This window comes from Pseudomonas sp. NPDC089547, from assembly GCF_050280665.1.
GTDB lineage: Bacteria > Pseudomonadota > Gammaproteobacteria > Pseudomonadales > Pseudomonadaceae > Aquipseudomonas.
Map to the genome: position 1 here is coordinate 26,265 of NZ_JBNNVS010000046.1, position 18,163 is coordinate 44,427.

The following is an 18,163-nucleotide window of genomic DNA, read 5'->3' on the forward strand; positions in this document are numbered from 1 at the left end:
CCGGGGTTACCTCCAATGACAAAAGCGATGGGGCGCGATCATGCTTCATCATGCTTGACAGCAAAAGTCAGCAGCTGTCAGATCTACTGACAGGAGGCTGCCATGAACTTTTCCAGCGACAACATCCAATTGTTTCTTGCCGTGCTCGATCGCGGCTCGTTTTCCGCGGCTGCGCGCGCCCTTCAGCGGGTGCCGTCGGCCGTGAGCATGGCCATTGGCAACCTTGAGGCGGAACTGGGTTATAGCCTGTTCGAACGCGGCCCACGTGAAGTTCGTCCCACCGCACAGGCCCTGGCCCTCGAACCCCACGCCAGGCTGATTGGCGAACAACTGGGGCTGCTGCAGGTACACGCCCTGGAGTTGTCCCAGGGGCTGGAAAGCAGCCTGACCCTGGCGGTGGTACCAGACATCGACCACCGGCCGTTGCTGGCAGCCATCGCCCACCTCGGCGAGCGCCACCCGCTGCTGGACATCGCCCTGCTCAGCGCCCCGCAGGAACAAGCCCTGCACCTGCTGGACAGCGGCCGTGCCGACCTGTGCGTAGCCTTTGCCGGCCTGCAGGTCGACGCCCGCCGGGGCTTCCAGCACATCGGCATGGAGTCACTGGTGGCCACCCTGTCACCCACCCATCCGGCCTTGCGCGAGGGGCGTATCCACTACCTGGAAGACCTGACCCGGGTACGGCAGATTCTGGTGCGCAGCCGCGACCTGCCGCTGGCCGACCCGCGCCCGCTGATTGGCGCGACACACTGGTCCACCGACAGCTTCGACCTGGCATTGCAGATGGTAGAAGCGGGCCTTGGCTGGGGCGACCTGCCGCTTTCGCGGGTTACGCCGCTGCTGGCCAGCGGGCGCCTGGTGCGCCTGGATTTTCGCAATACGCGCAACGAACTGCAGTTGCCGGTGCACATCCTGTGGCGAAAACAACAGCCGCTGCAGCAGGCCGCACGGTTGCTGATCGAGCAACTGAGTCGCCACTGAATACCGTCTGTCGAAACGACCGTAAGAAATTTCTGTAAGCACTTCAATCTTTTAGCCCATGAGCCGATATCTCGGTCGACAGGCCCCGCAGCGCGTCATGAGTGCGCTGCGCCCTCCCCTCATTGGCTCAAGGTCTCGAAACATGAACCTGAAATTTCGCCACAAGATCCTGCTCAGCGCCTGCGGCGTCGTGGTACTGGCATTTGCCCTGTTCACGCTCTACAACGACTACCTGCAACGCAACACCATCCGCCAGAACATCGAAGCTTCGGTGCAGCAAGCCGGCGCACTGACCGCCAGCAGCGTGCAGAACTGGATGAGCGGGCGCATCCTGGTACTGGAAAACCTGGCCCAGGATATCGGCCAGCAAGGTGCCGGCGAGACCTTGGCGGGGCTGATCGAGCAGCCGTCCTACACGCGTAATTTCCTGTTCACCTACCTGGGCCAGGCCAACGGTGTGTTCACCCAGCGCCCGGATACCCAGATGCCTGCCGGTTACGACCCCCGCCAGCGCCCATGGTATGGCGCCGCCGCCAGCGCCGGGCAAACCGTGCTGACCGCCCCGTACCAAGGCGCGGTCGGTGGCCTGATGGTGACCATCGCCACACCGGTGAAGAGCAAGAACAATGGCGAGCTCGTCGGCGTGGTCGGCGGTGACGTGACCCTCGATACCCTGGTCGAGATCATCAACTCGGTCGACTTCGGCGGCATCGGCCACGCCTTCCTGGCCGACGCCAACGGCCAGGTGATTGTCAGCCCAGACAAAGACCAGGTGATGAAGAACCTCAAGGACATCTACCCCGGCAGCAACCTGCGGGTTGCCGCCGGCATGCAGGATGTCACCCTCAACGGCCAGGAGCGCATCATTTCCTTCGCCCCGGTGGCCGGCCTGCCGTCTGCGCAGTGGTACATCGGCCTGTCGATCGACAAGGACAAGGCTTACGCTGCACTCAGCCAGTTCCGTACCTCCGCGATCATCGCCATGCTGATTGCCGTGGCTGCCATCGCCGGCCTGCTCGGCCTGCTGATCCCGGTGCTGATGAGCCCGCTGACCACCATGGGCCGCGCCATGCGCGACATCGCCGAGGGTGAAGGTGACCTTACCCGCCGCCTGAGCGTGCAGAACAAGGACGAATTCGGCGAGCTGGCCACTTCGTTCAACCGCTTTGTCGAGCGCATCCATGCCTCGATCAGCGAAGTGTCTTCGGCCACCCGCCTGGTGCATGACTTGTCGGAGAAAGTAGTCAGCGCGTCCAACGCATCGATCAGCGGCTCTGAAGAACAGAGCATGCGCACCAACAGCGTGGCAGCAGCCATCAACGAGCTGGGCGCCGCCACCCAGGAAATCGCCCGTAACGCCGCCGATGCGTCGCAGCATGCCAGTGGCGCCAGCGAGCAGGCCCACGGTGGGCGTGAAGTGGTCGAAGAAGCGATCAGCGCCATGACCGCCCTGTCGCAGCGCATCAGCGAGTCCTGCGCGCAGATCGAAACGCTCAACGCCAGCACTGACGAAATCGGCAAGATCCTCGACGTGATCAAGGGCATCTCGCAGCAGACCAACCTGCTGGCACTGAACGCCGCGATCGAGGCAGCGCGTGCCGGTGAGGCCGGCCGTGGCTTTGCCGTGGTGGCCGACGAAGTACGCAACCTGGCGCACCGTACCCAGGAGTCGGCAGAAGAGATCCACCGCATGATCACCAGCCTGCAAGTAGGCTCGCGCGAAGCGGTGCACACCATGAACACCAGCCAGGTGTCCAGCGAGCAGACCGTGCAGGTGGCCAACCAGGCCGGCGTACGCCTGGCCAGCGTGACTCAGCGCATCGGCGAAATCGATGGCATGAACCAGTCGGTGGCCACCGCTACCGAAGAGCAGACCGCCGTGGTCGAGAGCCTCAACCTGGACATCACCCAGATCAACGCGCTGAACCAGCAAGGGGTGGAAAACCTCAACGACACCCTGCGCCATTGCGACCAACTGGCCCAGCAGGCCGGGCGCTTGAAGCAGCTGGTAGGCAGTTTCAGGATCTGATGGCCTGGGGGGGCGCTTTGCGCCCCCTTAAGCTGTAACCGCTTTCGCAGCCCTACCCCGCCGCACCCATGCCAGCAACACCGCCGCCATCAGCACGAACCCCAGGTAGCCAAACAACGGGTACACCTCACCCACCAGGCTGATGAACCCCACCAGGCTGCAGACAAACGCCACCGCACCGGTTACCACCGAGCCCCAGCGGAACTTCGCCGTGCCCGCTGGCAGCAGCCGCGAAAGGAACGAAAACAACGTACCCACCGCGGTATTGACGATCATGCCGAAGATGATCAGGCACATCACCAGCCCCAGCAACGGCGACACTTCATTGGCAATCGACAGCATCGGCATGGGCAGGTCGGCCACGCTGTCCAGGCGTGACAGCAGCCCGGCACTCATCACCAGCATCAGGCCGCCCAACGCCGCGCCGCCCAGCAAACCGCCCCACACTGCGGTTTTCTCACCCTTGGCCGAGCCGCCCAGGATGGCGAGTATCGGCGCACCCGCAACGATGTTGTACGACACATACAAAAATGCGCCCAACAGCCAGTGACGGGTGCCGGCCTGCTGCTGGCTGGCCAGGTAATCGAGCGCAGCGAAGCTTTGCTCGCGGGTGAACACGGCATACAACGCGATCGCCGACGCCACCAGGATCAACAGCGGAGTGATGGCGCCAATGGCCAGAATCACCTTGCGCACGTCCAGGCAGACAATGCCCACCACCACCAGCGTCACCAGCACGCTGCCGGTCAACGCCGGTATGCCGAACTGCTGCTCCAGGAGCGCACCACCACCGGCCAGCATGACCACGGTGACGGCGAACATGAAGAAGGTGATCAGCCAGTCGACGAACAGGCCCAGGTGGCGGCCGCAGATGGCCTGGATCACATCCTTGTGCGAGGTGGCCTGCTGGCGGTTGCCCAAGCCGGCCAAGGCCATCCCGAGGAAGGTGAACAGGGCCGCGCTGACCATGGCGCCAACCAGCCCCCACACGCCGAAATCGACAAAGAACAACAACAGTTCCCGCCCCGAAGCGAACCCCGCCCCCACGATCACGCCGACAAATGCGCCGGCAATCTTCAGTTGCTCTTGCATGTGAACCTCTGGATTTATTGTTGTTGTCTTACCGCCACCGCATGCCTTTTGCAGGAGCAGCTGTGTTGCTCCGAAATCTCAAGGCTTGCGCAACCCTTGTGGGAGCGGGCGTGCCCGCGAACACCGGCAAAGCCGGTGCCATCCACCGTGTGGGCTCTTTCGCGGGCACGCCCGCTCCCACATGGGTTCGTGCTTCGGTCATGCTTCGCCGACAAACGCCTGCACTTCGATTTCCACGTCCACCCCCAGCGCCAATGCCGAGGCCACCGTCGAACGCACCGGCAGCGCCGCGCCGAAGAATTCCTTGTACACCTCGTTGAAACCGGCGAAGTGGCTCATGTCCGACAGCCATACCGTGGCCTTTACCACCTGGTCGAAACGCGCACCGCATGCCGCCAGGCTTTCGGCAATACGCTCGCAGGCAGCGCGGGTCTGGGCCTGGATATCACCGCGCACGACTTCGCCGCTGGCACTCATGGGCACCTGGCCGGAGAGAAACAGGAAACCACCCGCCTTCACTGCACGGGAGAACGGGAAAGGCAGGCTGCTGGGGAAACGCTGGATGTCATTGCTCATGGGATGTTCCTTTCAAGGTTGCTGGAAACGGGCCGGGGACAGGCGCTCGGGCGCCACACCCTGGTTGACAAGGCCAGGACACAGGGGCTGGCCAAGCAGCAAATCCGCAGCCAGGCGCGAGGCGCCTGCAGCCGACTGGATGCCATAGCCACCTTGTGCCGCCAGCCAGAAGAACGCGGGGGCTTGCGCATCGAAACCGATCACCAGATCGCCGTCGGCGACGAACGAACGCAACCCGGCCCAGGTGTGGCTCGGCCGGCGAATCGCCAGGGTGGTCATGGCTTCGATGTTGTAGATGCCCAACGCCACATCGAACTCTTCAGGGGCGGCGTCCTGGGGTTCGACAGGGTCGGCATTGGCCGGTGACCCCAGCAGCTGCCCGGCGTCGGGTTTGAAGTAGAAGCTTTCGTCGACGCCGATCACCGCAGGCCAGCGGGCGAAGTCCTGGTCTGCCGGGCCAGGGAATGTGAACGCGCTGCGCCGGCACGGTTGCAGGCCGATACGTGCCACACCGCATTGCTCGGCCACGCGGTCGGCCCAGGCGCCTGCGGCATTCACCAGTTGGCGCGCCTGCACCCGGCTGCCATCGCCCAGTTCCACCTGCCACAGGTCGTCCAGATACCAGGCCTGGATCAGCTCGGCGTTGCAACGCAACTCACCACCTGCGGCGCGATAGCCGCGCAAGAAGCCCTGGTGCAGCGCATGCACATCCAGGTCCATCGCGCCGGGCTCAAGCACTGCGCCGACAAGGCATTCGCCACGCAGGCTCGGCACCAGGGCCAGGGCGGCATCGCGGTCCAGCAGGCTGACCTCGGTGCCGTTAGCCAGGTTTTGCGCGTGGGTCTGTTCAAGCAGTGCACGCTGTTCCACGTTGGCCACATACAGGCAGCCACGCGGTTCCAGCAACGGGTGCTCGCAGAACCCTTGCGGTGGCGACTCGTAGAACGCCCGGCTGGCGCGGGTTAGCGCCTGGATCTGCGGAGTGCCGTAGGCCTCCATGAACATGGCGGCCGAACGCCCGGTCGAGTGGTAGCCAGGCTGCGACTCACGCTCCAGCAGCAGCACCCGCTGTTGCCCGGCCAGGCGATAGCCCAGTGAGGCACCGGCAATGCCGGCACCGATGATGAGGGTGTCGTAGGTCGGGGTCATGAACGCTCCTGCCAATGAATTATCATTTATGAGAATTCTAATATATGAGAATTTAGAAATGCGCAAGTGTCCAAGGTAAGATGCCCGACCAATGCCGTATGCCGAGAGCCCTGAATGCCCGCTGCCCTACCCCTGCTGGACCGTGCTGTAGTCGGCCAGCGCCTGCGCCAGGTGCGCAAGGCGCGCCAGATGACCCTCAAGCAATTGTCCGAAGCCAGTGGCGTACCGCTGTCCACCTTGTCGAAGATGGAGCTGGCGCAGGTATCGGTCAGCTATGAAAAGCTCGCCGCCGCTGCCCGGGCCCTGAATGTCGATATCGCTCAGTTGTTCCGCTCCGGCGCTACGGTCAGCGCCCCGGTGCCCGTGACCGTGGTGGTCGATTCGTTGCCGGCGGCGGCCGGCTATTCGACCGGTACTTACGACTACCACCCCATCGCCGGCGATTTCCCCGAACGCCGCATGACCCCGGCCTATGCCCGCATCATCGCCCGTGAACGCGGCCAGTTCGACGATTTTATCCGCCACCCAGGGCAAGAGTTCGCGCTGGTGCTGAGCGGGCGCGTACGCATCGAATTCGAGACCGGCGAAGCTGTGAGTATCGGGCCGCAGGAGACCGCCTACTTCGACAGCCAGGTCGGCCACATCTACCTGTCCGAGAGCGAGGACGGCGGCGATGCACACGTGATGGTGGTGATGACGGATCGTTAATCTGGCTCGGTTATAACCTAATAACGAACAAGTCTATTTGGCTATAAAAAAATCTATATGCTGGCTGCATCCGATAACGGGCAAAGTTGGGCAGTCGAGTAGCGTATGGATGTAGGTTCTTTTGGTTTCACCATTGCTGGCCTAGTTGTGGGTTTCATCGTCGGCATGACCGGCGTCGGTGGCGGCTCGCTGATGACCCCGATCCTGTTGTGGTTTGGCATCAACCCGGCTACGGCCGTCGGCACCGACCTGCTCTATGCGGCAATCACCAAGGCCAGTGGTGTCTGGGTGCATGCGCGCCAGAAGAACATCGACTGGAAGATCACCGGCCTGCTCAGCCTGGGTAGCGTACCCGCCGCTGCGCTGACCTTGTGGTTCCTTAGCACCCTGCACACCGACACTTCGGCGCTCAACGCCATCATCAAGCAAGGCCTGGCTGTGGTGCTGATCCTGACGGCACTGGCCATCTTGTTCAAATCACGCCTGCAAGCCTTTGCCAGCCGCCATGCCGGTGACCACTACCACCTCAGTGATCGCAGCCTGAACATCCTCACCGTGCTGACTGGCGTGGTGCTGGGGGTGATGGTCACCCTCACCTCCATCGGTGCCGGTGCGCTGGGTACCGTGGCGCTGTTCCTGCTGTACCCGTTCCTGGTCACCCGCCGCCTGGTCGGTACCGAAATCGCTCACGCCGTGCCGCTTACCCTGGTCGCAGGCCTGGGCCACGCGGGCATGGGCAACATGGACTGGTCGCTGCTGGGCTATCTGCTGCTGGGCTCGCTGCCGGGCATCTACCTGGGCAGCCACCTCACCGGGCGGATCTCCGACCGCGTGCTGCGCCCATGCCTGGCGGCGATGCTGCTGCTGATCGGCTACAAGCTGGCGTTCTGAAGCTCAAACCAGGCGCAGGCGCCACTGCCCGGTAAAGCTCAACTCCAGGCGTGACAGCGGCAATACATCAATACGCTGCCCGGCACTCATCGGGCAGCCCAGCACCTGTACCAGCACGGCGCGGATGACCATGGGGTGGGTTACCGCCAGCCATTCGCCCGGCTTGTCGAAGCTTGCCAACCAGCCCGCCACACGCTGACAAAGCGCGGCGAATGACTCTCCCCCGTGCGGCGCACTTGCCGGATCCTCTAGCCATTGCGCCAGTGCCTGAGGCTGCTCGGCCTGCAACTGCTTCAATGCCAGCCCTTTCCACCCCCCTAAGTCACAATCGGCCAAGGCCGGCTCGACCCGCACCGGTCCCGACACCCAAGCTGCCGTCTCACAGGCGCGCCGCTCCGGCGCAGTCAGCAGCTGCACACCGGGCTGGATAGCTGCGGGCGGTTGCGCCAGGGGCAGGATACCGTCGCCGGCACAGTGCAGGCGCCCGGTCTTCTGGGCCTGGGTCAGGGCATGGCAAATCAGGGTCAGACGGGTGGCTTTCACCAGGCGTTTCTCGTGGCAGGCTGGGGCGCAAGGTTTAGCATGCCGCAAAGCGTTTGGCTGCAACAATGTCGATGCCGACCACGCCAGCAGCGATTTGCCATCATTAATTCCTGTGGCCGCATTTCGTCCCTGAAGTGACCAATGACAACAGGGACGTCGACGCATGACCGCAATGACACGTCGCTCGCTGGTGGGCCTGGGCATGGCCTTGCCGCTGCTCGGGCAGATCAACTGGGCCAACGCTGCATCACCCTCCCCGGCTACCAATGGCGGCCCGGCACGCATCAACTACAACGAAAGCCCCTGGGGCCCGAGCCCGGCGGCGCGCGAAGCCATGCGCGAAGGCATCGGCCTGTGTGGGCGCTACCCCTACGATGCGCAATACCGGTTGATCGACCTGTTCGCCGCCGAACACGGTCTGAAGCCGGACCAGGTACAAGTGTTCTGCGGTTCGAAGCTGGCGTTGCAGCACGCGGTGATGGCGTTCACCGGGTCACGCAGCCTCGTGGTCCCGGAACCGTCCTATGAAGCGCCAGCCGAAGCCGCCGTGGGGCGTGGCACCCGGGTGCACAGCATCGCCCTCGATGCCCGGTTCGCCCATGATGTCGACGCCATGCTGGCGGCCGACCCGGCAGCGGGGTTGATCTACCTGTGCAACCCCAACAACCCCACCGGCACCGTCACCCCACGCCAGGACATCGAACGGCTGCTGGCGCGCAAGCCGGCAGGTAGCGTGGTGCTGGTGGACGAGGCCTACATTCATTTCAGCGATGCACAGAGTTGCATCGATCTGGTCAAGGACCACCCAGAGCTACTGGTGTTGCAGACGTTTTCCAAACTGTACGGCATGGCGGGCGCACGCCTGGGGTTGGCGATTGGCCAGGCACCGCTGCTACAGCGGCTGGAAGCGTTTGACGGTCAGAACGTCGCGGCATCCCCCACCTTGCTGGCAGGCCTGGCCAGCTTGCAGGACCGCCAGCTGGTGCCGCAGCGCAAGGCCAAAAACGCCCGCTTGCGCGACCAGACCATCGCCTGGCTGGCCGAACGCGGCTGGCGCTGTACGGCGTCGCAGACCAACTGTTTCATGATCGATATGCGCAGGCCCGGGCAGCCGGTGGTCGAGCGCCTTGCGGAGCAAGGCGTGCTGGTGGGACGGATCTGGCCGAGCTGGCCGAACTGGGTGCGGGTGAGTGTGGGCGATGAGCGGGACATGCAGCGCTTTCGTTCGGCGTTTGCCAAGGTAACTGGCTAGACAGGAACACCCGCACTCTGTGTAGGAGCGGCCTTGCGTCGCGATCGGGCTGCGCAGCGGCCCCAGATTTTCAGCTTCGCAGCGGAAATCCCCGGGGCCGCTGTGCGGCCCGATCGCGACGCAAGGCCGCTCCTACACAGAGTGCGCGCCGTCTTCAAAGGTGGTTAACCAGCTGAACCAAGCCCCACACCGGCAGTGCGCCTATCAGCCCCATCGCCAGCCTGGGCCAGTACGGCAGCAGCATCACCAGCAGCATCCCCGCCAGCGACATCGCACCAAACCAGGCCACCGCCCCCATGGCCCAACCCCAGGCCTGGGCGCACAGCACCAGGCTGGCCAGCAACGCCAACCACCCTGCACTGCGCAGGCCGATTCGCAACGCGCGTGGGCAAGCCCGGTTCCATACCTGCTTGTAATGCCGCTCCAGCCCTTGGCACAGCCCGAGCATGCCTGCGTAGGCAAACAACACGCCGCCTGTAATCCACATCATCATGCCTCAGCCTCCTGTCGCCGCTCTGCCCTAGCCTTCTGCTGCACTGGCTGCGCTTGCCGCACCCGCCAGGCCGCAAGCCCAAGCAATATGCCCAGCACCAACGCACAGGCCGCCACACCCAGGCGCATCGCGTCTTCGAGACCGCCAAACGCACCCACCCCGATGCACAGCAATGCCGCCAGCAACAGTTGCTCAACCCAGGCCCGACGTGCCGGCCTGATACCGGCATGCAACAACGCCAACAGCCACACGCCAAAGAACGCACGCACCTCCCAGCCCTCACGCTGCGCCAACTCAACGGGCAGCAAGCGACTGGCCCACAACAACCCCACGCAGGCCAGCAACAGGCCACTGATGAAAGCCACATTGCACACCTCGGCCACCCGGTACCAGCGTCGGGCTGAAGCCTCGGCGGTGGCAGTGGCGTATTTACGCCCGCGTTTCACGCAGAACAGCACCAGGCCGCTGGCGATCATCAGGCAACTGACCAGCCCGCAGATGAAGTACAGCCAGCGCATCGGGTAGCCGCCAAACTGGGCAAAGTGCAGCCCGACCATGACCCGTTGGGTAAGCGGGGCCACGCGCCATTGCGGCACGTCGCTGAGCAACGCCCCGCTGACGCCGTCAAAGACCATGGCCTGGCCCTTGGCCAAGGCGATGCGGTTGCCCAACTCGGGGCGAATTTCGATACGCGCCGCCGCTGTGTTCGGGTTGCGTATATTCAAGCCGCCCAGCGGCCCCAGCTGCGCCTCGGCCCGGGCCAGCAGCGGCGCCACATCGACCAGCGCAGCCGGCTGCCTGGCCAGGCCACGGGGCTGCTCCACGCGGGCATTGCCCTGGGCCTGGAAGTAGGCACGGTTGTCACCGGCGAACAGCGCATCAACCCCGGCGGGGATATAGATGAGCATGAAGATCACCAGGCCGGTGTAGGTGATCATCAGGTGGAATGGCAGCAACAGCACCGCGCTGGCGTTATGAAAGTCCAGCCACGAGCGCTGGCCCTTGTTCGGCCGGAAGGTGAAGAACTCCTTGAAGATCTTCTTGTGGATGACGATGCCGGTGACCAACGCCGCCAGCATCACCAACGCCAGCGCGCCGACCACGAAGATGCCCCAGTTGCGTGGCAGGTCGAGGGTGAAGTGGAAGCGGAAGAAGAAGTTGCCGCCGACACTGTCGCGCACCTCGATGGCTTCCCCGGTGCGCGGGTCGAGTTGTACCCCAACGCCATGGCGCCGGTCACCTGTGGACACACGCAGCCCAGGCGAACGCTCGCTTGGCAGGCTGATGCCCCAGTTGCCCGCCTGCGGTTCATGGGCCTGCAGGTACGCGATGGCACGCTGTGCAGCGTCGGCCTGGGACACCTGGGTGGCCGGAATTTCCGGCTGCATCCAGTGGTTGAGCTCCTTGTCGAATACCGCCAGGGTACCGGTGACGAAGATTGCGAACAGCAGCCAGCCGAAAACCAGCCCGGCCCAGGTGTGCAGCCAGGCCATCGATTGGGTAAAGGTGTTCTTCATGCCAGCCGCTCCAGTACCAGCGGCCAGAAGCCAATCAGGGCAAGGGGCGCAGCCAGTGCCAGCGGCGCCCAGGCGCGCAGGGCATCACGGCAGGCGAAAGCCCAGAGGATGGCAGCGGTGTAGAAAATGAACGCAGGCAGGGTCGCGACAATGATCGCGTCGACGGCAGACAGCGGCAGGATGCGGGCCAGGCAGGCAGTGGCGGCGTAGCTGAGGGCATAGCCGCCGAGCAGCGCGGCACTGCTGCGGGAGAATATCTGTAGCCAGGCGGAGAATTTAGGCATTTGGCGTCCTTGAAAAATGTGTCCGCCCATTCGCGGGTGAACCCGCTCCCTCAGGGATCGCGCAGCCGTGAGGGCAACGCGGTACCTGTGGGAGCGGGTTCACCCGCGAATGGGCCGTACAGCGGCCCCGTGGATCAGAAGTTGATATTCAGCGCAGCAAACACCGCCCGGCCCGGCTGGTTGTAGGTGTTGGCCCCCGAACTGCTGGCGTTGCCGCCCCGCAGGATCTGCTTGTCGAACACGTTGTTCACCCCTACCCGCACGTCGTAATTGGCGTTGAACTTGTACCCGGCACTCAGATCCACCAGGCCATAGGCCTCGACGTCCTGCTGCGCTGCCTGGTCGTAGTCCTGCTGGGTGCGGTAGTTGTAGGTCGGCGACTTCTGTTTGCCAAAGTAGGTGCCCGCCACCTGGAACGACAACTGCTCGGTGGCACGCCAGTCGAGGGTGGTGTTGACGGTGTATTCCGGGATCACCGACAGCGGCTCCCCGGTCTCGCGGTTATCGTTGTCGAGCATCCAGGTCAGGTTGGTGTTCCAGTCCAGGCTCGGCGTCAACTCGATGAAGAAGTTGCCTTCGATGCCTTCCACCCGCGCTTCACCCGCGTTCTCCCACTGGGTCACGCGGCGGCCACTGTTGATGGCGTAGAGCACATCGGTACCGCCGATGATCTTGTTCTTGTAGTCGTTGCGGAAGTAGGTGGCGCTGGTACGCCAGGTGCCGCGGTCGTACAGCAGGCCGATTTCCTTGTTGACGCTGATCTCCGGCTTGAGGTCGGCGTTGCCTTGCAGGTAGCAGCCGCCGGAGTTGGTCTGCTGCACACTGCAGCCCTGGCCGCGGCTGTAGAGCAGGTAGTTGGGGTTGGACTGGTACAGGTTCGGCACCTTGTAGGCGCGCGCGATGCCGCCCTTGACCGACAGTGCCTCGGTGAGCTTGTGCGACAGGTTCAGGCTTGGGCTGAAGTTGTCGCCAAACATCTCGTGGTGGTCAAAGCGCAGGCCCGGCGTCACGGTCGTGTCGCCGATGACGATGTTGTCCTCCACGAACAACGCGTAGCTTTTGGCGGTCATTTTCGTGTCGCTGCGATCGAAGCCGCTGATCGCGTCACTGCCCGATGCACTCGGGTCGAAACTTTGCGGGCGGAACGAACCCTGGTCGTTGAGCGACTCGTACAGGTACTCGCCGCCCAGGGTCAGCACGTGCTCAGTGCTGCCTACCGCAAACGGCAGGTTGACCTCACTGCTCAAGCGGGTGTTGCGCAGCCGCGACATCGCCGCACCGCTGTCGTTGATCGCCCCCTCTGGGCCACCAGCCAGGCCCTCATTGAGGCGCCAGTTGCGCACGTATTCATAGGCCAGGGTGGTTTTGCTGGTGCCCCAGGTGAAATCACCCAGATGGGTCAGGTCGTAGGTGCTGCGCTGCATCACGTTGGTTTCGTCGCCATACAGGCTGGAAATCAGCGCGACGTCGCTGCCGCCGTTGCTGTTCATGGTGTCGCCAGCGTAGATGTTGCCCTGGCGGCTGTAGCCTGCGCTGGCTTCGAGGCGATGCTCGTCGTTGAGCTTCCAGCTCAGCAGGCCGTTGATGTCCTTGTTGCGCACACCTTCGCGGCCGGCAACCAGTGCGCTGTTGGCATGGCTGGCGTTGATATCCAGGTCGTCGGCGTCGGTCTTGGCCAGGCCACCAAACAGCCGGAAACCGAGATTATCGGTAAGGCCGCCGCCAAGGTTGAAGTTGGCACGCTGGCTGGCACCCTCGGCGCTGTCTTCCGGCAGTTGGGTGTATAGGCTGACGCTGCCCTTTAGCTCGTCGGTAGGCCGTTTGGTGATGATGTTGACCACCCCGCCCATGGCACCGGAACCGTAGCGTGCAGCCGCCGGCCCGCGCAGGATCTCGATGCGCTCGACCGCTTCGGCGGGCACCCAGTTGGTTTCACCGCGCGTATCGCGGTCGCCGTTCCAGCCATAACGCACTGCGTTGCGTGCACTGGAGGGTTTGCCGTCGATGAGGATCAGGGTGTTCTCCGGGCCCATGCCACGCAGGTCGATCTGCCGGTTGTTGCCCCGTGCGCCGCTGGCGCTGTTGCCGGTCAGGTTGACGCCGGGCTCGCGGCGGATGATGTCGGACAGGTCGTTGGACGGCGGGTGGCGCTTGATGTCTTCGGCGGTGATGATCGACGACCCCAGGGCCTGGCGGGCCTCGCGCTCGGCTGTGACCAGGGTGTCCTGGATCACCAGCGCGTTGTCGGCGACCGGCACTTCCAGCACCTCACCCGCACGCTGCTCCTCGGCTTCAGCCGCGGTGGCCATCATGGCCGGCGACGCCAGCGCGACGAACGCCAGGGCCAGGCTATTGGGTGAAGTTCTGCACTGCATGGGTACATCTCCTGCGATTCATGAGCGAAACGGCACATCCCTGTCGGAGACCGGGAGCCCTCGCCCACCGACCTCGCAAACACAGTTTGGTGGCCAACAGGGGTGGTAAATATAGGGCACTGCAAATGCGAGTAAATCTTATTTACGAAGTTTACATGTTTGTAACGGAACTTTGCTGGAACGCGGAGTGGAGCAGTGGCCGTGCGCAACGGGCAATTGCTGGTACGGCCCTTGTAGAAGCTGGCTTGCATGCGATGAGCAGCGCACAGCGGCCCTGGCGATTTCAGCAGGAACGGGCTGATCAGCAACTAGTCGATACATCCTCATGCTGCTTGAGCTCAGACGAACAAAGCAAAATCGCTACATCAACTAACATTGGATTGCAGTAAAAGGAGTTCAACCATGCCCCTGACTGAAAAAGAACTGAGACTGCGGGATGCCAGCCGTAACATCGGTGAGGAATTACTGGAGTCCATTCGTGATGTGAAAGCTGGCCGCTATGGTGCGGTCCTTCAGGTAGAGGTAACCGAGGCCGCCGAGGCACGGAGCAGAACAGGGCTGTCCCAGTCCAGATTTGCCGAAATGCTGGGTGTTTCGGTGCGTACGCTTCAGGAATGGGAGCAGGGTCGGCGTTCACCATCCGGTGCCGCTCGGTCCCTCCTCCATATTGCTGCTTCTCGCCCCGACGTATTCCGCGAAGTGCTTCAGGAGCGTTGACCGGCGAAAATCCGCGCACCGGCTACTACAGTTTCGAACGTAGCAACTCTGCCGAGACCCCAGATGCGCAGCCATGAAGAAAGCCGCTCAGCAAGTGCGACCAGGACCCTGCCGAGAATCCCGCGTAGCGTCTGGGCACTGGGCTTCGTATCGATGTTCATGGACATTTCCTCGGAGATGATCCACGCCCTGCTGCCGCTGTACATGGTCACGGTGCTCGGCACTTCGGTAGTAGCGGTGGGTGTTATCGAAGGCATTGCCGAAGCCACCGCATCGATCACCAAGGTGTTCTCCGGCGCCCTCAGCGACCGGTTGGGCAAGCGCAAGCTGCTGACGGTGATCGGCTACGGCCTGGCCGCGTTGACCAAGCCGGTATTCCCCATGGCTGGCGGCGTTGAGTGGTTGACCGCGGCACGCTTCGTCGACCGGGTCGGCAAAGGCATTCGTGGGGCGCCACGCGATGCACTGGTCGCCGATGCCACGCCGCCCGAGTTGCGTGGCGCCGCCTTCGGGCTGCGCCAGGCGCTGGATACGGTCGGGGCTTTCCTTGGGCCGCTGCTGGCGATGGTGTTGATGTGGCTGACCGTGAGCCATTTCCAGGCTGTATTCTGGGTGGCGGTGATCCCTGCATTGGTGGCGGTTTATATCCTCGTCGCGTTCGTACGCGAACCCGAAGTGCCGACCACGACAACACCAGTGCGCGCACCGCTGGCACTGCACGAACTGGTGCACCTGGGGCCAGCCTACTGGCGACTTGTCGGCCTGGCCACCTTGTTCACCCTGGCTCGCTTCAGCGAGGCGTTCTTGCTGCTGCGTGCACAGGACATGGGCCTGGCGCCGATGTGGGCGCCGGCGGTGCTGGTGCTGATGGCGCTGGCCTTCTCAGTGTCGGCCTACCCTGCCGGGGTGCTGTCGGACCGCGTGGGCCGCCGTGGAGTGCTGATGACAGGGCTGGGGCTGCTGATTGTCGCCGACCTGCTGCTGGCACTGCTGCCGGGCTGGGTCGGGTTGGCCCTGGGGGTGGCCGCATGGGGCCTGCACCTGGGCTTCAGCCAGGGCATCTTCGCAGCCATGATTGCCGACAGCGCGCCCGCCAACCTGCGCGGCACCGCCTTCGGCTTGTTCAACCTGCTGACCGGAGTGGCGCTGCTGGTGGCCAGCGTGGTGGCAGGGTTGTTGTGGGATGGTGCGGGGTACCAGGCAACCTTTTTGGTTGGCGCGGGGTTTGCCAGTGCCACCCTGCTGGGGGTAACGCTGTTGCACTGAGCCAGCCCAGGCCGCCGGACCATGGCTACGCACGCTGAAGGCGACCACGCCCAGGTCGCCGCGGACGATGCCGGCGCCCTGCATGCTGTCACCCACTGTCCTGGCCAGATACATGTGAGGCTTACGCAGGTTGCACAGCTTGCTTGAGCAATGACCAGCCGCCCTGACCATCCACCTCCAGCCGGTGCGTATGGAACCCCGCCAGCGTGCTGCGATGGCCGATACTGACCAGCAGCGCGCCCGGCAACTCCGTGCGCAGCAACGAATACAGTGCATGCTCCAGGCCTTCATCCATCGCCGAGGTGGACTCGTCAAGGAACACTACCTGCGGCCGGTTGAACAGCACTCGAGCGAACGCCAGGCGCTGCTGCTCACCCACCGAGAGAATGTGTGACCAATCGCAGCTAACGCTCAGCCGCTCGGCCAGGTGGGCCAGATTGACCTGGCGCAATACCTGTTGCATGCGCGCTTCATCTTCAGGCTTGCTGGTCGCCGGGTAGGCAATAACGGCCCGCAAGTCGCCCAAGGGCAAGTACGGGCGTTGCGACAGGAACAGCGCTTGATGGCCTGTCGGCCGCCGGACTTCACCTTCGGCATAGGGCCAAAGGCCCGCCAGTGCACGCAACAAGGTGGTTTTGCCACTTCCCGAAGGGCCTTTGATCAACAGCGCCTGGCCGGCGTGCAGACTGAGATCCAAGTCGGCAATAAGAGCGTGCCCGTCCGGGCGCAGCACTTGCAGCTGGGTGATCTGTAGAACGTGTGCCTGGTGCTCGGTGATGACACGTGGCAGGGCACTTGCCTGTTCGTTGGCTTCAAGAAAACCGGTCAGACGGTCGAGGGTGGCACGGTATTGGGCGAAGGAATCGTAGGACTCACGGAAGAACGACAGCGAATCTTGCACCTGGCCGAAGGCCTGGGAGGTCTGCATGACATCGCCCAGCTTGATTGCCCCACTGAAAAAGCGCGGTGCCTGGAGGATAAACGGGAATACCACGGCCACCTGGCTTACCCCCAGGTTGAAACCGCTGAACTTCAGGTTCCGGAATACCAGTGCCCAGGCATTGACGATCAACGCGCCAAAGCGGCCCAGCAACGTCCCCCGCTCTACCAGGGCACCCTGATAGAAGGCAATGTTCTCGGCATTCTCGCGCAGGCGCATCAGCGCGTAACGGAAGTTGGCGGTGAGCTTTTCGTTAAGGAAGTTCAGGCGGATCAGAGGCCGCCCGAGGCGGAAGGCTATCCAGGTGGCGACAATGACATACAGGTACACGGCAAACACCATCGCCCGCGGGATTTCCACACCGGCAACGGTCAAGGGTGCCGACAGCCCCCAGAGGATCCCGGTGAACGCTACCAGCGACACCAGTGCACTGACCGCGCCCAGGGCGAGGGTTACCGAGTTGCTGACAAAAGCGTTGGCGTCCAGTTCGATACGCTGGTCGGGGTTGTCCACCGGCTCGGCGAGGAACTGGCCACGGTAGTAGGCATCGCCGCGCATCCAGTCGTGGGTCAGGCGCTCCGTGAGCCACACTCGCCAATGAATGCTGAATGCCTGGGTTACATAGAAGGTGAACAACGAGCGCAGCACATGGATGGTAGCCAACACGGCAAAGACGCCGAGCAGGTACCAGAAAGCGGTTTGATCAAGGCCTTGCAAGGCGCTGTAGAAGCCGTTGTACCAGAATGAGAACAGCACGTTCAGGCGCACCGAGAACAGCGTCAACACCAGCAGCAGCGCAAACACCAATAGCGGCCGCCAACTGCGCCTGAAACTGAAATAGGGCCCGGCAAGCTGCCAGAACTGGCTGCCCCAGCGCGTACAACGTACGGCCACGGTGGCGGCAGCAGCAAAGCAGATGAGGGTGATGAACGAGGCGATTGCAAGCCAGATCAGGCTTTCCCGCAGGGCCTGGTGCCAGTTCATATCCATGGTGGGGTATCCGCGCTGAGTATTTCCGCGAGCGTAGCATTGAGCAGTGAGTCGGCAGGCATACATGACGCAGGTTTCATGATTGCTCTGCGCGATTACAGAAGCTGGCGCGGTCCCTGTGGGAGCGGCTTTAGCCGCGAAGCATGAGACGCGGTGGATGGCACCGGCTGCGCCGGTGTTCGCGGGCGCGCCCGCTCCCACAGGGATTGTTGTGAGGCCAGGGGACTTTTTTTGGCCCACAAAGACAAAACCCCTACCTGCATGCGCAGATAGGGGTTTTGCGAAATGAATCTTGACGATGACCTACTCTCACATGGGGAAACCCCACACTACCATCGGCGATGCATCGTTTCACTGCTG

General features: G+C 63.4%; 16 protein-coding genes. 7 read left to right on the forward strand and 9 right to left on the reverse strand.

Annotation, left to right across the window (positions count from 1 at the left end):
• Positions 1 to 102: 102 nt before the first annotated feature.
• Complete coding sequence (locus ACQKPZ_RS23355; protein ID WP_427542726.1) at positions 103 to 981, forward strand: LysR family transcriptional regulator; 879 nt, start codon at positions 103 to 105, stop codon at positions 979 to 981.
• Between the two features lie 142 nt (positions 982 to 1,123).
• The gene (gene mcpA / locus ACQKPZ_RS23360) at positions 1,124 to 3,010 is read left to right on the forward strand and encodes a methyl-accepting chemotaxis protein McpA (RefSeq protein WP_427542729.1); all 1,887 of its coding nucleotides are present in this window, start codon (positions 1,124 to 1,126) and stop codon (positions 3,008 to 3,010) included.
• A 27-nt stretch (positions 3,011 to 3,037) separates the two neighbouring features.
• Here the strand turns inward: mcpA and ACQKPZ_RS23365 are convergent, their stop codons facing one another.
• The 3 genes from ACQKPZ_RS23365 to ACQKPZ_RS23375 form a co-directional block, all read right to left on the reverse strand.
• Positions 3,038 to 4,102, reverse strand: a complete 1,065-nt coding sequence (locus ACQKPZ_RS23365) for a YkvI family membrane protein (RefSeq protein WP_427542732.1) — start codon at positions 4,100 to 4,102, stop codon at positions 3,038 to 3,040.
• Positions 4,103 to 4,300: 198 nt separating this feature from the next.
• Entirely contained in the window at positions 4,301 to 4,678 is a 378-nt protein-coding gene (locus ACQKPZ_RS23370) for a RidA family protein (protein ID WP_016485872.1), read from the reverse strand.
• Between the two features lie 12 nt (positions 4,679 to 4,690).
• Entirely contained in the window at positions 4,691 to 5,827 is a 1,137-nt protein-coding gene (locus ACQKPZ_RS23375; protein ID WP_427542735.1) for an NAD(P)/FAD-dependent oxidoreductase, read from the reverse strand.
• A gap of 114 nt (positions 5,828 to 5,941) precedes the next feature.
• On the opposite strand from ACQKPZ_RS23375, the gene ACQKPZ_RS23380 reads away from it, so the two are divergent.
• Both ACQKPZ_RS23380 and ACQKPZ_RS23385 read left to right on the forward strand, forming a co-directional pair.
• A complete protein-coding gene (locus ACQKPZ_RS23380; RefSeq protein ID WP_391132859.1) occupies positions 5,942 to 6,535 on the forward strand; it encodes a helix-turn-helix domain-containing protein in 594 nt (197 codons plus the stop codon).
• 105 nt (positions 6,536 to 6,640) lie between these two features.
• A complete protein-coding gene (locus tag ACQKPZ_RS23385; RefSeq protein WP_012271535.1) occupies positions 6,641 to 7,426 on the forward strand; it encodes a sulfite exporter TauE/SafE family protein in 786 nt (261 codons plus the stop codon).
• A gap of 3 nt (positions 7,427 to 7,429) precedes the next feature.
• On the opposite strand, the gene ACQKPZ_RS23390 is transcribed toward ACQKPZ_RS23385, so the two are convergent.
• Positions 7,430 to 7,969, reverse strand: a complete 540-nt coding sequence (locus ACQKPZ_RS23390; protein WP_427542738.1) for a histidine phosphatase family protein — start codon at positions 7,967 to 7,969, stop codon at positions 7,430 to 7,432.
• Between the two features lie 163 nt (positions 7,970 to 8,132).
• Between ACQKPZ_RS23390 and ACQKPZ_RS23395 the strand changes: the two genes are divergently transcribed.
• Complete coding sequence (locus ACQKPZ_RS23395) at positions 8,133 to 9,221, forward strand: pyridoxal phosphate-dependent aminotransferase (RefSeq protein ID WP_427542741.1); 1,089 nt, start codon at positions 8,133 to 8,135, stop codon at positions 9,219 to 9,221.
• Positions 9,222 to 9,375: 154 nt separating this feature from the next.
• Here the strand turns inward: ACQKPZ_RS23395 and ACQKPZ_RS23400 are convergent, their stop codons facing one another.
• From ACQKPZ_RS23400 to ACQKPZ_RS23415, 4 genes are all read right to left on the reverse strand, one after another.
• Positions 9,376 to 9,714, reverse strand: a complete 339-nt coding sequence (locus ACQKPZ_RS23400) for a DUF3325 domain-containing protein (RefSeq protein ID WP_427542744.1) — start codon at positions 9,712 to 9,714, stop codon at positions 9,376 to 9,378.
• Positions 9,711 to 11,231 (reverse strand): PepSY-associated TM helix domain-containing protein, encoded by a 1,521-nt coding sequence (locus tag ACQKPZ_RS23405; RefSeq protein WP_427542747.1) that lies wholly within the window; start codon positions 11,229 to 11,231, stop codon positions 9,711 to 9,713. Before ACQKPZ_RS23405 ends, ACQKPZ_RS23400 begins: the two co-directional genes overlap by 4 nt.
• Positions 11,228 to 11,515: an iron transporter gene (locus tag ACQKPZ_RS23410; RefSeq protein WP_427542750.1), complete on the reverse strand. Its 288-nt coding sequence runs from the start codon at positions 11,513 to 11,515 to the stop codon at positions 11,228 to 11,230. The genes ACQKPZ_RS23405 and ACQKPZ_RS23410 overlap by 4 nt, the downstream gene beginning before the upstream one ends.
• A 134-nt stretch (positions 11,516 to 11,649) precedes the next feature.
• On the reverse strand, positions 11,650 to 13,890 hold the full coding sequence (locus ACQKPZ_RS23415) for a TonB-dependent siderophore receptor (protein WP_427542752.1): 2,241 nt from the start codon (positions 13,888 to 13,890) through the stop codon (positions 11,650 to 11,652).
• A gap of 402 nt (positions 13,891 to 14,292) precedes the next feature.
• Here ACQKPZ_RS23415 and ACQKPZ_RS23420 point away from each other — a divergent pair, with 402 nt between their 5' ends.
• The gene (locus tag ACQKPZ_RS23420) at positions 14,293 to 14,607 is read left to right on the forward strand and encodes a helix-turn-helix domain-containing protein (protein WP_403203423.1); all 315 of its coding nucleotides are present in this window, start codon (positions 14,293 to 14,295) and stop codon (positions 14,605 to 14,607) included.
• A 63-nt stretch (positions 14,608 to 14,670) separates the two neighbouring features.
• Complete coding sequence (locus ACQKPZ_RS23425) at positions 14,671 to 15,873, forward strand: MFS transporter (RefSeq protein ID WP_427542755.1); 1,203 nt, start codon at positions 14,671 to 14,673, stop codon at positions 15,871 to 15,873.
• A gap of 121 nt (positions 15,874 to 15,994) precedes the next feature.
• On the opposite strand, the gene ACQKPZ_RS23430 is transcribed toward ACQKPZ_RS23425, so the two are convergent.
• On the reverse strand, positions 15,995 to 17,803 hold the full coding sequence (locus ACQKPZ_RS23430) for an ABC transporter ATP-binding protein/permease (RefSeq protein ID WP_427542758.1): 1,809 nt from the start codon (positions 17,801 to 17,803) through the stop codon (positions 15,995 to 15,997).
• Positions 17,804 to 18,163 lie beyond the last annotated feature (360 nt).